We start from the raw sequence: 15,312 nt of genomic DNA, 5'->3' as shown, positions 1-15,312 counted from the left end.
TTAGTCAAGGCTGCTGTCAGTGTGGTTTTGCCATGATCAACGTGACCGATGGTGCCTACGTTTACATGTGGCTTGCTACGTGAAAATTTTTCTTTGGCCATGAGTTAATACCTTTAATGTTATATTCAATTTTATGAAGATTTTTTAATAATCGCTTCCGCAATATTTGCAGGCGCCTCATTGTATTTTTCAAACTGCATACTGTATGTAGCTCGCCCCTGTGTTGCCGAACGCAAATCAGTTGCATAACCAAACATTTCCGCTAACGGCACTTCGCAGCTAATTGTTTTACCTGATGGCGCATCATCCATACCTTGGATCAAACCACGACGCCTGTTAATATCACCGACGACGTCACCCATATACTCTTCTGGCGTAACCACCTCAACTTTCATTATTGGCTCAAGCAACACAGGGTTTGCTTTTCGCGCCCCTTCTCTAAAACACATGGAGCCGGCAATTTTGAAAGCCATTTCGTTCGAATCCACATCATGATACGAACCATCAAATAAAGACACCTTTACATCAACAACAGGGAACCCAGCAAGAATACCACTCTTCAACTGTTCTTGAACCCCTTTATCCACTGCAGGAATGTATTCCTTAGGAACAACTCCTCCAACTATTTCGTTAACGAATTCATAGCCCGAACCGGTTTCTTTTGGCTCAATCCGCAGCCAGACGTGCCCATATTGACCCCTGCCGCCTGATTGTCTGACAAACTTACCTTCCTGCTCTACAGAACCACGTATGGTTTCTCTATATGCAACTTGAGGAGCACCTACATTAGCATCGACACTGAATTCCCTTTTCATTCGATCAACAATAATTTCCAGATGAAGCTCTCCCATCCCCGAAATGATTGTTTGGCCTGATTCCTCATCTGTATGCACCCGAAACGATGGATCCTCTTGTGCTAATTTAGCCAATGCGATCGCCATTTTTTCTTGATCGGCTTTTGTTTTTGGCTCTACAGCAACCGCGATTACAGGCTCCGGAAAATCCATTCGCTCAAGAATAATTTTTTCCTTAAGATCACACAGCGTATCACCAGTGGTAACATCTTTCAGGCCGATTGCCGCCGCTATATCACCCGCAAATATTTCTTTTACTTCTTCACGGCTATTGGCATGCATTTGCACAATGCGACCAATCCTTTCTTTTTTCTTTTTAACAGAGTTATATACACTATCACCGGAGTTTAATACACCAGAATAAACCCTAAAAAAAGTCAGCGCCCCCACAAACGGATCTGCCGCAATTTTAAATGCCAAAGCTGCAAAAGGCGCTTCATCGTTAGCCGGACGCTCGGCTTCCGTCACTTCATCTTCAAGCAATCCTTTGATCGCCTGTATATCTGTTGGTGCCGGCATATATTCAATAACCGCATCCAACATGGCTTGTACACCCTTATTTTTAAAAGCAGAGCCACAAAATGCCGGCACCACCTGATTAGCGATGGTCTGAGCACGTATACCTTGTTTAATTTCTTCGCTTGTTAGAATACCCTCTTCCAGGTATTTTTCCATCAATTCTTCGCTAGCTTCCGCCGCCGCCTCAACCAAATGCTCCCGCCACTCCTCGCAGACTTTCCGCATGCCAGCAGGGATATCCTTTTCCTGAAAAGTCATACCCATATTGGAGTCATCCCAATATATCGCCTTCATTTTGACGAGATCGACAACCCCTTCAAAAGCATCCTCTGCTCCAATCGGCAACTGCATAGGCACGGGATTACTCCCTAGACGCCTTCTGATCTGCTCAATCACCCTCAAAAAATCAGCACCTGATCGATCCATTTTGTTAACAAAAACCAACCGGGGTACATTATATTTGTCAGCCTGACGCCAAACTGTTTCAGACTGCGGCTCAACACCACCCACAGCACAAAAAACAGCACAGGCCCCATCTAAAACACGCAAAGATCGCTCTACTTCTATAGTAAAGTCAACATGCCCAGGCGTATCAATAATATTAATTCGATGCTGTGAAAACTGGCCTTCCATTCCACTCCAGAAGCAGGTTGTGGCAGCAGAGGTAATAGTTATTCCTCGCTCCTGCTCCTGCTCCATCCAGTCCATAGTCGCCGCACCATCATGCACCTCACCTATCTTGTGAGACACCCCCGTATAGTAAAGCACGCGCTCAGTCGTCGTCGTCTTACCGGCGTCTATGTGCGCCATAATACCGATGTTACGATAACGATCTATAGGTGTTTTGCGTGCCACAACCTTGCAACCTTTAGTACAATTAGTCGGCTACCAACGGTAATGCGAGAACGCCTTATTAGCCTCAGCCATTCTATGCGTATCTTCTCGTTTTTTAGCTGCCGAACCTCTACTTTCAAAAGCGTCCAACAACTCACCCGCCAATTTAGAAGCCATGCTTCTTTCATTTCTCTTACGAGAAGCATCGATCAACCAGCGCATTGCCAAAGCCATACGCCTTGAAGGACGAACCTCAACCGGAACCTGGTACGTGGCCCCGCCAACACGACGAGATTTAACCTCAACTCTTGGCTGCACATTTTCCAAGGCCTTTGACAATACTTCCAACGGCTCAGAATGCCCTTTACTTTCGATTACATCCAAAGCGCCATAGACAATTCCTTCCGCAATCGATTTCTTGCCACTTTCCATGATCATATTCATAAATTTTGTCAGCATTACACTGCCAAATCTTGGATCAGGAATAATCTCTCTTTTCGTAGCGACTCTTCTTCTAGACATTTATCTCACCAACCAATATTTACTTTTTAGGCCGTTTAGTGCCATATTTTGAGCGACCACATTTTCTATTGGTCACACCAGAAGTATCTAAACTACCACGCACAACATGATATCTGACACCTGGCAAGTCTTTTACACGACCACCCCTTATCAAAACCACAGAGTGCTCCTGAAGATTATGACCCTCACCACCAATGTAGCTACTAACTTCAGCGCCGTTAGTTAATCTAACCCTGGCCACCTTGCGCAAGGCCGAATTTGGTTTTTTAGGGGTTGTCGTATAAACACGCGTACACACCCCTCTACGTTGAGGACATGCTTCCAATGCTGGCACATTGCTTTTTTCTACTTTTTTAGCGCGCGGCTTACGAACCAATTGGTTGATCGTGGCCATATCTTTGTTTACTCCGATATACAATTAACTGTCAGACAATAAAAATAACCGCCGAACATAAAAAATGTCGACGGTTAATTAGCATTTCAACCTGACTCAAGCACTTAGCTCATGTGAGCAGAATATAATACTTGCTAATACAGACCAGGTCAAGCTCATTTTTATTTACGAAATATTTACTACACTTTAAATATTCAAAGCTTGTTTAAGAGCTTCTTCCACATCTCCAGCATCTACCACTGAAGGTGCTTCGCTTTCGACTATCTCATGTTGAGCAAATCTATTTTTCCTGCTCTCATGATAGGCAAGCCCTGTTCCGGCTGGAATCAATCTTCCAACAATAACATTTTCCTTTAATCCCTGGAGATTATCGCTCAATCCTCGAACAGCAGCATCAGTCAAAACTCGAGTCGTTTCCTGGAAAGAGGCAGCCGAGATAAAGGACTCTGTAGCCAAAGATGCTTTGGTAATGCCTAAAAGTACGGACTCATAGCTAGCTGGAATCTTCCCTTCCACTTCCATTCTATCATTTACTTCTCTTAGTACTGAGCGCTCAACTTGATCTCCTTTCAAGAATTCGGTATCACCCGATGCCGTTATCTCAACCTTTCTGAGCATTTGTCGAATAATAGCCTCTATATGCTTGTCGTTTATCTTCACGCCTTGCAAACGATAAACATCTTGAATTTCCTTTACTAGGTAATTAGCTAATTCTTCAATACCTCTTAATCTTAAAATATCATGAGGCGTTAATTCGCCTTCTGCAATTGTTTCGCCTTTTTCAACATATTCCCCTTCGAAAACAGTGATATGCCGCCATTTCGGTATCAAGGTTTCATACTGCTCTCCAGCAGCATCTGTAATAACAACGCGCTGTTTTCCTTTTGTTTCCTTTCCAAACGAGATAGTTCCACTCGTCTCAGCAAGTATTGCCGGATCTTTCGTTTTACGCGCCTCAAACAAGTCGGCAACACGTGGCAAACCACCAGTGATATCTCTGGTTTTACTTGATTCCTGCGGTATTCTAGCTAATACGTCACCTACCTTAACTTCACCACCATCTTTGATGCCGACAATCGCGCCTGCAGGCAAGAAATATTGTGCTGGAATTTCAGTCCCCGGCAAAAATATCGCATTTCCATTTTCATCCAGCAGCTTAACCATTGGGCGTAATTCTTTACCAGCCCCACCTCTTTGTTTTGGATCGGTTACCACAAGCGAACTTAAACCGGTTACTTCATCAGATTGTTTTTGCACTGTCACGCCATCAACAAAATCGATCAAGCCGACAACACCATCAACTTCAGTGATAACAGGATGCGTGTGAGGATCCCAAGTAACAATTATATCACCCGCATTAATTTTTCCGCCTTCCTGTATTGAAAGCACCGCACCATAAGGGATCTTATAGCGCTCTCTCTCACGACCGTAATCATCAACAACGCCTACCTCACCCGATCTCGATACGGCAACTAGATTACCTTCACGATTTACCACGGATTTCAAGTTACTAAGCCGAACCGTTCCTGCAGATTTGACCTGAACATTGCTGATAGCGGCGGATCTTGATGCCGCACCTCCAATATGGAAAGTACGCATGGTCAACTGAGTTCCCGGCTCACCAATCGATTGTGCAGCAATCACACCTACCGCTTCTCCAATATTGACTAAATGACCACGGCCTAAGTCACGTCCATAACAGGCAGCACAAACACCGTACCTGTTTTCACAAGTAATAATTGATCTGACCAAAACCTGATCAATACTGTGCTCTTCCAAAACGGAAACCCAATGTTCATCTAATAACGTACCTTTAGGTGCCACGACTTTTTCGCCGCTGGCATCCATAACGTCATTGACTACTACTCGACCCAATACACGCTCTGACAATGGCTCGACCACATCTCCTCCCTCAATAATTGGAGTCATAATCAATCCATCGGAAGTGCCGCAATCATCACTGGTGATTACCAAATCTTGAGCCACATCCACCAGTCTGCGTGTTAAATACCCGGAGTTTGCAGTTTTTAGCGCCGTATCAGCCAAGCCTTTACGAGCACCGTGAGTAGAAATGAAGTACTGCAATACGTCCAAACCCTCTCTAAAGTTAGCCGTAATAGGGGTTTCGATAATAGAACCGTCAGGCTTAGCCATCAACCCACGCATTCCCGCTAACTGCCTGATCTGGGCCGCGGAACCTCGAGCACCAGATTCTGCCATCATAAAGATAGAGTTAAATGATTTTTGCTTTACCGTCTTACCTTCAGCATCAATAACAGACTCTTCACCCAATCCATCCATCATAACTTTAGCAACTTGATCATTGGCGCGCGACCAAATATCAACAACTTTGTTGTAGCGTTCACCATCGGTTACTAAACCCGAAGAATATTGGCTTTGAATTTCATTTACTTCAGCATCTGCAATTTTAATAATATCGACTTTTTTTGCTGGTATCGCCATATCTTCAATACCAAAAGATACGCCAGAGATCGTTGCGTACCTAAAACCCAGATACATGAGCTGGTCAGCGAGCACAACCGTATCTTTATTTCCTAAAAAGCGATAACTGTAATTGATTAACCGTGATATGTTCTTTTTTGTCATATCGCAATTAACCAATTCATATGGCATGCGATCCGGGACTATCTCCCAAATTAACGCACGACCCACAGTTGTTTCAACCCGATGCGTTTTATCTTCGAGCTCGCCTTTCTCATTTGCAACTTTCTCTGTGACACGCAATTGAATTTTAGATTGCAATTCAACTGTTTTAGCGAGCAGGGCTTTATGAATTTCACTAACACTACCAAATATGCTACCGTCACCTTTCGCATTAATTTTTTCACGACTGATATAGTACAGCCCTAATACCACGTCTTGGGATGGATTGATGACAGGTTCACCGTTAGCGGGCGACAATATATTATTAGTTGCCATCATTAATGTTCGAGCTTCCAGTTGCGCTTCTACCGACAAAGGAATATGCACAGCCATTTGGTCGCCATCAAAGTCAGCATTAAACGCGCTACAGACTAGTGGATGTAACTGAATTGCCTTACCTTCAATCAAAGTAGGCTCAAATGCCTGTATTCCAAGCCTATGCAACGTAGGAGCACGGTTCAGCAAAATTGGATGTTCCCGAATAACTTCCTCGAGAATATCCCAAACTTCCGTACCCTCGCGCTCAACCATCTTCTTGGCCGCTTTAATAGTTGTAGCAAGACCTCTGAACTGTAATTTACTGAAAATAAACGGCTTAAATAATTCCAGTGCCATTTTTTTCGGCAGCCCACATTGATGCAGCCTTAGTGTTGGCCCCACGACTATGACTGAACGACCCGAATAATCGACACGCTTACCCAGCAGGTTTTGCCTGAAACGCCCCTGCTTGCCTTTAATCATATCAGCCAATGATTTGAGAGGCCTTCTGTTTGTACCTGTAATGGCCCGACCGCGCCGACCGTTATCCAACAACGCATCAACAGATTCTTGTAGCATCCGTTTTTCATTACGGACGATAATATCTGGCGCATTTAAATCCAACAATCGATTTAAACGATTGTTTCTATTAATTACGCGTCGATATAAATCATTTAAATCCGAAGTAGCGAAGCGGCCGCCGTCTAGTGGCACCAATGGACGCAATTCCGGTGGCAATACTGGCAACACCTGCATAATCATCCATTCCGGGCGATTACTTGAACTCAATAAAGCATCTATCACTTTCAAGCGCTTAGAGTACTTTTTAATTTTCGTTTCTGAATTTGTCGAATTAATCTCTTCGCGAAGAATATTAACTTCTTCTTTTAAATCAATCGCTTTTAATAAATCATAAATCGCTTCAGCACCCATTTTTGCGACAAAATCATCCCCATGCAATTCAACCGCATCCAGATACTCATCATCGGTAAGCAACTGCCCTTTATCTAAAGGCGTCATACCAGGGTCTAAAACAACAAATGACTCAAAATATAACACACGCTCTATCTCACGTAGCGTCATATCCAATAGCAACGCTATTCTGGAAGGCAATGATTTTAAAAACCAGATATGCGCGACAGGACTGGCCAAATCGATGTGCCCCATTCTTTCACGGCGTACTTTTGACAGCGTTACCTCAACGCCACATTTTTCACAAATAACACCGCGATGCTTCAGTCTTTTATATTTGCCACATAAACACTCATAGTCACTGACGGGACCAAAAATTTTTGCACAAAATAAACCATCGCGCTCAGGCTTAAACGTGCGATAGTTAATTGTTTCCGGCTTTTTTACTTCGCCATAAGACCAGGAACGAATCATGTCCGGTGACGCTAGACCAATTCGGATTGCATCAAAATCATCGGCGCGGCCTTGACGCTTTAAGAAATTCATTAAATCTTTCAAGAGTATGTCCTCTTTAAATACTTTCTGGTTTACCCCAGAACAGGCTATCAGATATTTTCAATTAAGAGTCGGGGCTATTAATCTCGCTCTAATTCTATATTGACAGCCAATGAGCGGATTTCTTTAATTAAAACATTAAATGATTCCGGCATACCGGCTTCCATTTTATGATCACCGTCGACAATATTTTTATACATTCGAGTCCGACCTGTTACATCGTCAGATTTAACCGTGAGCATTTCTTGCAATGTATAAGCTGCACCATAAGCTTCCAGTGCCCAGACCTCCATCTCACCGAAACGTTGACCACCAAATTGTGCCTTTCCTCCTAATGGTTGTTGGGTAACGAGACTATAAGGCCCTGTTGATCGGGCATGCATTTTGTCATCAACCAAATGATTCAGTTTTAACATATACATATAGCCAACCGTTACTTTCCGCTCAAACGGTTCGCCAGTCAGGCCATCATAAAGCACGGTCTGTCCGTCTTCCGGCAAGTCCGCGAGTCTCAACATCGTACGAATCTCTTCCTCAGTCGCACCATCGAATACAGGAGTCGCCATAGGCACGCCGTCAACCAGATTAGCCGCCATTTCCAGGATTTCTCGATCGGTAAACGAATCCAGATCCTCTCTACGACCACTACTATTATAAATTTTATCCAAATATCCTCTGATTTCAGCAACTTTTGCCTTTGCTTCGAGCATTTTACCTATTTTGATGCCTAAGCCTTTCGCAGCCCAACCTAAATGCGTTTCAAGCACCTGCCCGACATTCATCCGCGATGGCACACCCAACGGGTTCAACACGATGTCGACCGGATTGCCATCAGCTGTATAAGGCATATCTTCAATTGGTCTGATCATGGAAATAACCCCTTTATTTCCATGTCGTCCTGCCATTTTGTCCCCAGGCTGAATACGTCTTTTAACCGCCAAGTAGACCTTAACCATTTTTAGAACGCCAGGCGCCAAATCATCACCCATTGTGATTTTTTTACGCTTGATTTCAAATTTTTCATCAAAGGCTTTCCTTTGCTGCTCAATTTGCTCGGCCACGGCTTCTAGTTGAAGATTGATATCTTCATCTTTCATTCGGATTTTTAACCAATCTGAATGTTTTAGACCATTCAAATAAGACTGGGTTATTTCTGTACCTGCTTTCAATTGAGCTGGTCCAGATTGAGCAGTCTTACCGATCAATAACTTAGCCACACGAGCAAAAATATCCCCTTCTAGAATCTTGAGCTGATCGTCAAGATCTTTTCTGTAACGCTTGATTTCTGCGTCTTCAATATCGAGAGCTCGCTTGTCTTTTTTCACTCCATCACGCGTAAACACCTGTACATCAATTACCGTCCCTTCAATACTGCCCGGAACACGCAATGATGTATCCTTTACATCCGCCGCTTTCTCACCGAAAATTGCGCGCAATAGTTTTTCTTCCGGTGTCAATTGGGTTTCTCCTTTTGGAGTTACCTTTCCCACCAGAATATCACCACCTTTTACTTCGGCTCCTACGTAAACAATGCCGGACTCATCAAGTTTTGACAGAGCCTCTTCGCTGACATTTGGAATATCTGCAGTGATCTCTTCCGGACTATGCTTGGTATCACGCGCGACGCAGGTTTTCTCTTCGATATGAATTGTGGTAAAGCGATCTTCTCTCACCACTCGTTCAGAAACCAGAATCGAATCTTCGAAGTTGTACCCATTCCATGGCATAAAGGCAACTAACATATTCTGTCCTAAAGCCAGCTCCCCGATATCGGTAGATGGCCCATCCGCCAGAATATCTCCAGCATTAACAACATCACCTGGTTTTACTAATGGTTTTTGATTAATACAGGTATTCTGATTTGACCGGGTGTATTTAGTCAGATTATAAATATCCACACCTGAGGCGCCCGTTTCTGTTTCCGTATCATTTACACGTACCACGATTCGAGCGGCATCAACCGCTTCAATACTACCTCCACGTGCGGCAACAACAGTTACACCAGAATCCTTTGCAACTGTTCTCTCCATGCCCGTTCCCACTAATGGTTTCTCCGCTCTTAGTGTAGGAACAGCTTGACGTTGCATATTAGATCCCATTAACGCACGGTTAGCATCATCATGCTCAAGGAAAGGAATAATGGAAGCTGCAACCGATACGATCTGTTTTGACGAGACATCCATATATTGCACAGTATCAGACATTGCCAAAGTAAATTCGTCTTTATATCGGCATGACACCAAACCTTCTACCAGTTTGCCTGTTTCATCGACAGCAACACTGGCCTGAGCAATAACGAACTCACCTTCCTCAATTGCTGATAGATAATCGACTTGATCGGTCACTCTGCCGTCGATTACTTTTCTATATGGCGTCTCCAGAAAACCATAATCGTTAGTTCGAGCATAGACGGATAATGAGTTGATCAAACCAATATTTGGACCTTCCGGAGTCTCAATAGGACAAACACGACCATAATGAGTAGTGTGTACGTCACGAACCTCAAATCCGGCACGCTCTCTTGCTAAACCACCTGGCCCTAATGCAGACACCCGGCGTTTATGAGTCACTTGTGATAATGGATTGTTCTGATCCATGAACTGTGACAACTGGCTGGATCCAAAGAATTCTTTTACTGCCGCCGAAACAGGTTTGGCATTAATAATTTCCTGCGGCATCAATCCTTCAGAGTCGGCCAAGGTCAAGCGTTCTTTTACCGCTCTTTCAACTCTGACTAAACCGACACGGAACTGGTTTTCGATCATTTCGCCAACAGAGCGGACACGTCTGTTACCTAAGTGATCAATATCGTCGACGTTACCGTTACCATTACGAATATCAATTAATTCTTTGAGAACATCAATAATATCTTCTTTCGTTAAAGTGCCCGGTCCTGTAGTTTCTTCCCGTCCTAAACGTCGATTAAACTTCATGCGGCCGACAGTAGATAAATCATATCTTTCATCGGTAAAAAACAGGTTTTGGAACAGGTTTTCTGCGGCTTCTTTTGTCGGCGGCTCACCAGGTCGCATCATCCGGTATATTTCAACCAGTGCTTCCAGTGTATTGGTAGTCACATCCAGTCTCATGGCATTAGAGATGTACGGACCTTTATCCAAATCATTAACAAACAGAGTATTAATTTCAGTGATACTACTGTCAATGATTCGTTCTATTAAATCTATTGTAAGCTCGTCATTAACGTTAGCTATTAACTCACCAGTCGCTTGATCAATCAGATTATTAGCAAGTATCTTACCTACCAGATAATCCTTAGGCACTTCAACTTCCGACAAGCCGACTTTATTCATTTCGCGAATATGTTTTGCTGTGATGCGGCGGCCTTCTTCTACTAATACCTGCCCATTGTGCTTAATATCAAACGAAGCGATTTCACCACGCATCCTTTCAGGTATAATGTGGAATAAGCATTTTCCGCTACCAAAGGTAAATTTATTGGTTTCATAGAAGATGTTGATCATTTCTTCATTATTGAAACCTAATCCTCTAAGCAAAATAGTGGCGGGGATTTTTCTGCGTCTGTCAATCCGTACATAAACGCAGTCTTTATGATCAAACTCGAAATCCAACCAAGAGCCGCGATAAGGGATAACGCGAGCATTAAATAATAATTTTCCAGACGAATGCGTCTTTCCTTTGTCATGATCAAAGAAAACACCCGGCGAACGATGTAATTGGGAAACAATAACCCGTTCCGTTCCATTAATCACAAATGTTCCATTATCTGTCATCAAAGGCAATTCGCCCATGTAGACTTCCTGCTCTCTGATATCTTTCACAACCTTAGCATTAGCAGGAGCATCTTTATCGTAAATAACTAGACGCACTAATACTCTTAAAGGAGCGGCATAAGTCGCTCCCCGTTGTTGACACTCTCTTACATCAAAAGTGGGCTCTCCCAATCTATATCTTACATATTCCAGCACCGCATATCCGGAATGGCTTTCAATAGGAAACACGCTGGAAAATGCCGCATGCAACCCAATATTGGCACGCTTTTCAGGTGCTACACCCGATTGCAAAAAGCCTGCATAGGAATTGATTTGAGTTGCCAAAAGATAGGGAACTTCAAGTACCTCAGTACCTTTCCCAAAGTTATTTCGAATACGCTTTTTTTCGGTAAAAGAGTAGGACATATCGCTTCCAAACCTTTTCGTCATGAATAATTTTCTACTGTGCATTTATTGCAAACAGTAAAAGGCCGGCGACAAAATTGTCACCAGCCATACTTAAAAGGCATGAGCCTTGTATTTTTTGAGTCAAAATCTTATTTGATTTCGACAGTAGCGCCCGCTTCTTCAAGCTGTTTTTTGAAATCATCAGCTTCGGCTTTAGAAACGCCTTCTTTCAGAGTGGTTGGAGCGCCTTCCACAGCGTCCTTAGCTTCTTTTAGTCCTAAACCGGTGATGCCTCGTACTGCTTTAATAACAGCAACTTTGTTATCACCGAAACCGGTCATGATCACATCAAATTCAGTTTGCTCTTCAGCTACAGCTCCGCCAGCAGCAGCTGGCGCTGCAGCAACTGCAACTGCTGCTGTTACGCCGAATTTGTCTTCCATCGCTGAAATTAAATCAACGATTTCCATAATAGTCATGTTGGAAACTGCGTCCAAGATGTCTTCGTGTGAAACTGCCATTTAGTATTCCTCTAATACAATAATTTTTAACTGGTTTAAATAAGCTTATGCTGCTTCTTTCTGGTCTCTGACCGCAGCCAAAGTACGAACAAGTTTTCCGACCGGTGCTTTCATTACAGACATAAGCATTGCAATAGCCTGATCTCGTGTCGGCATACTTGCCAACCGTGCCAACTCGGATGCACCATAAGACTGGCCATTAATAGCCACAACCTTAGTGATCAACTTATCGTGAGTTTTGGCAAAATCACTGATCAGACGCGCAGCACAACCTGGATCTTCCATTGAAAATGCAAGCAATAAAGGACCTACCATGCCATCTTGCATACATTCAAAATCAGTTCCGGCTACGGCTCGTTTTGCCAGTGTATTTTTTACCACACGCAGATAAACACCTGTTTCTCTCGCAGTTTTACGCAGTTCGGTCAACTCCGTAACTGTTAAACCACGATATTCTGCTGCTACTGCGGAATGCGCTTTAGCAGCGATCTCAGCAACTTCTTCTACGACAGCTTTTTTGCTATCTAAATTTAGTGCCACAGCTTACCTCCGGTAAGTTCTGGAATAATTCCAGAAATAATAAAACACATCCAGGCGGATGCCCCTTACGGTCCCTTTCCCCAGTTTTAGGTTCCAGCTTCCGTCTACGCAGGAAAATTAAGTTTTACAACACCTGCGGTCTTTGACGGTCACCGATAAAACGGCAACCCAAAGTCTTTTACATATTAATGCTGCTTTGGTCCAGCCACAAACCAGGCCCCATGGTTGAAGATAAAGTTATTTTCTTAATGTAAACACCTTTAGCCGCTGTTGGTTTAGCTTTTTTCAAATCAGAGATTAGCGCTTCCAAGTTACCTTGAATCGCATCAGCATTGAAAGACACTTTCCCCAAAGTACAGTGAATAATACCGGATTTATCAGTACGGTAACGCACTTGACCTGATTTTGCATTTTTTACCGCAGTCGCAACATCAGGAGTAACAGTTCCAACCTTAGGATTAGGCATTAAGCCTCTTGGGCCTAGAATTTGACCTAATTGACCAACCACACGCATCGCATCAGGAGATGCAATAACTACGTCAAAATTCATTTCGCCTTTTTTAACCAAGTCACCTAGATCATCCATACCGACGATATCAGCACCTGCTTCTCTTGCCGCATCAGCATTAGGACCTTGAGTAAATACCGCAACTCTTACGGTTTTTCCCGTACCATTAGGCAAAACAGTTGCTCCACGAACATTTTGGTCTGACTTGCGTGGATCCACACCTAAATTAACACTCACATCAACAGCTTCATTAAATTTGGCTGTACCTAATTCTTTCAGCAACTGAACAGCTTCAACGATGGAATACTGTTTTGTCCTATCAACTTTTGATTTAATCAGTTTCGCTTTTTTCGACAACTTAGCCATTACAGTCCCTCCACTGTCAGACCCATGCTACGCGCGCTGCCAGCAATTGTTTTTACTGCTGCTTCCAGGTTTGCAGCATTCAAGTCTTCCATTTTCGTTTTAGCAATTTCTTCCAATTGCGCACGAGTTACTGTTCCAACCTTTTTGGTGTTTGGATTGCTACTTCCACTTTTTATACCCGTTAATTTTTTCAACAGAATTGATGCTGGAGGAGTTTTTGTGATGAATGTAAAGCTGCGATCGCTATAAACCGTGATAACAACAGGCAAAGGCAAACCTTTCTCTGTATCCTGAGTCTTAGCATTAAACGCTTTACAAAACTCCATAATATTGACACCACGTTGACCTAAAGCAGGACCTACTGGTGGACTCGGATTTGCTTCACCTGCTTTTACCTGTAACTTAATATAAGCCGTAATCTTTTTTGCCATTTTTTACTCCAATATGGGTTCAGACGCTTTCCAGCTCCCCTAGACACAAAAATCCCTGCCTTATTCAGACAGGGATTTTGTAGATACTAACCGCCGACTAGCAATTAGGTTTTTTCAACTTGCCCAAAATCAAGTTCAACAGACGTTGAGCGACCAAAAATGAGCACCGATATCTTTAATTTGCTTTTTTCGTAATTAACTTCTTCAACCACACCATTAAAATCCTTAAATGGCCCGTCGATTACCCTAATCACTTCACCAACCTCAAACAGAATCTTAGGTCGTGGTTTATTTACGCCTTCTTCAACTCTGTTGAGTATAGACATAGCTTCTCTCTCTGAGATAGGAGCCGGTCGATCTGAGGTCCCCCCAATAAATCCCAGCACTCTCGGAACGTCTCTCACCAAATGCCAAGTTTCATCAGTCAACTCCATCTGAACAAGAACGTATCCAGGGAAAAATTTTCTTTCACTTTTACGCTGCTGACCCATCCGCATTTCCACCACCTCTTCGGTGGGCACTAGAATCTTTCCAAAATACTGCTCCAAGCCTTCCCTTTTTATTCGCTCTTCTAATGCTTGCTTAACTTTATTTTCAAAGTTTGAGTATGCATGCACAACATACCAGCGAAGTGCCATCCTATCCCCCTTGACCAGTTAAAAGACGCACACCCCAAAACAGGAACATGTCCAGCAACCACAAAATCAAGCCCACAATAAATACCATCGCAAATACCAACAAGGTAGTGCGCATTGTTTCTTCGCGAGTAGGCCACACAACCTTTCTGACTTCTTGCTTGGATTCCAGCACGAATGCCCAAACGTTTCGCCCAGCATCAGTAGTAAGCATGATGCCCAACACTATTACCACTACGGCTAGCAGACCCAACACTCTATACAAGAGCTGAATCTCCGAGAAATAATAGAATGCAGCCACCCCAGCAGCCACAAAGACGACGGATAAGACCTGCTTAACAACATCAAGGACTGACGTCGTTGCTTCTGCCTGAGTATTCATGTATTACTTAATTATGGAAATGAATATATTGATATGTTTTAACCTGAATGGCAGGCCAGGAGGGTCTCGAACCCCCAACCCGCGGTTTTGGAGACCGCTACTCTACCAATTGAGCTACTGACCTAATTCAGAGAAAATTTACACAAGCCGCAATATTATACTAATTTGAAATATTATTCAACTATTGATGAAACGACGCCCGCACCTACGGTACGCCCGCCTTCACGAATAGCGAAACGCAAACCTTCCTCCATCGCAATTGGTGAAATCAGTTTCAC

13 protein-coding genes and 1 tRNA gene are annotated in these 15,312 nt (G+C 43.4%); all 14 read right to left on the bottom strand.

Annotation, left to right across the window (positions count from 1 at the left end; all coding sequences use genetic code 11):
- Window positions 1-101 (bottom strand): GTP-binding protein (locus EK22_RS23955; protein ID WP_200882643.1); only part of this gene is annotated, 101 nt, incomplete at its 3' end.
- Between the two features lie 30 nt (window positions 102-131).
- On the bottom strand, window positions 132-2,228 hold the full coding sequence (gene fusA, locus EK22_RS21015) for an elongation factor G (RefSeq protein WP_036254122.1): 2,097 nt from the start codon (window positions 2,226-2,228) through the stop codon (window positions 132-134).
- Between the two features lie 30 nt (window positions 2,229-2,258).
- Window positions 2,259-2,729, bottom strand: a complete 471-nt coding sequence (gene rpsG / locus EK22_RS21010) for a 30S ribosomal protein S7 (protein WP_020159202.1) — start codon at window positions 2,727-2,729, stop codon at window positions 2,259-2,261.
- A 19-nt stretch (window positions 2,730-2,748) separates the two neighbouring features.
- On the bottom strand, window positions 2,749-3,123 hold the full coding sequence (gene rpsL, locus EK22_RS21005; protein WP_020159201.1) for a 30S ribosomal protein S12: 375 nt from the start codon (window positions 3,121-3,123) through the stop codon (window positions 2,749-2,751).
- A 186-nt stretch (window positions 3,124-3,309) separates the two neighbouring features.
- Entirely contained in the window at window positions 3,310-7,515 is a 4,206-nt protein-coding gene (rpoC, locus tag EK22_RS21000; RefSeq protein WP_200882642.1) for a DNA-directed RNA polymerase subunit beta', read from the bottom strand.
- A gap of 77 nt (window positions 7,516-7,592) precedes the next feature.
- The gene (gene rpoB / locus EK22_RS20995; RefSeq protein WP_027147246.1) at window positions 7,593-11,669 is read right to left on the bottom strand and encodes a DNA-directed RNA polymerase subunit beta; all 4,077 of its coding nucleotides are present in this window, start codon (window positions 11,667-11,669) and stop codon (window positions 7,593-7,595) included.
- A gap of 131 nt (window positions 11,670-11,800) precedes the next feature.
- A complete protein-coding gene (rplL, locus tag EK22_RS20990; protein ID WP_020159198.1) occupies window positions 11,801-12,172 on the bottom strand; it encodes a 50S ribosomal protein L7/L12 in 372 nt (123 codons plus the stop codon).
- A 45-nt stretch (window positions 12,173-12,217) separates the two neighbouring features.
- A complete protein-coding gene (gene rplJ, locus EK22_RS20985) occupies window positions 12,218-12,712 on the bottom strand; it encodes a 50S ribosomal protein L10 (RefSeq protein WP_036254120.1) in 495 nt (164 codons plus the stop codon).
- Window positions 12,713-12,890: 178 nt separating this feature from the next.
- Complete coding sequence (gene rplA, locus EK22_RS20980; protein ID WP_020159196.1) at window positions 12,891-13,586, bottom strand: 50S ribosomal protein L1; 696 nt, start codon at window positions 13,584-13,586, stop codon at window positions 12,891-12,893.
- Window positions 13,586-14,017 (bottom strand): 50S ribosomal protein L11, encoded by a 432-nt coding sequence (rplK, locus tag EK22_RS20975; RefSeq protein ID WP_036254118.1) that lies wholly within the window; start codon window positions 14,015-14,017, stop codon window positions 13,586-13,588. Before rplK ends, rplA begins: the two co-directional genes overlap by 1 nt.
- 104 nt (window positions 14,018-14,121) lie before the next feature.
- Entirely contained in the window at window positions 14,122-14,655 is a 534-nt protein-coding gene (nusG, locus tag EK22_RS20970; RefSeq protein ID WP_020159194.1) for a transcription termination/antitermination protein NusG, read from the bottom strand.
- A gap of 1 nt (window position 14,656) precedes the next feature.
- Window positions 14,657-15,034 (bottom strand): preprotein translocase subunit SecE, encoded by a 378-nt coding sequence (gene secE, locus EK22_RS20965; protein ID WP_020159193.1) that lies wholly within the window; start codon window positions 15,032-15,034, stop codon window positions 14,657-14,659.
- Between the two features lie 48 nt (window positions 15,035-15,082).
- Window positions 15,083-15,158: transfer RNA gene (locus EK22_RS20960), tRNA-Trp, on the bottom strand.
- Window positions 15,159-15,207: 49 nt separating this feature from the next.
- Window positions 15,208-15,312: EF-Tu C-terminal domain-related protein (locus EK22_RS23950; RefSeq protein WP_200882641.1), on the bottom strand; the 105-nt coding region annotated here is incomplete at its 5' end.

The sequence above is a fragment of the Methylobacter sp. BBA5.1 genome (assembly GCF_000746145.1).
Taxonomy (GTDB): Bacteria; Pseudomonadota; Gammaproteobacteria; order Methylococcales; family Methylomonadaceae; genus Methylobacter; species Methylobacter marinus.
This window is presented reverse-complemented; position numbering and strand designations above follow the sequence as displayed.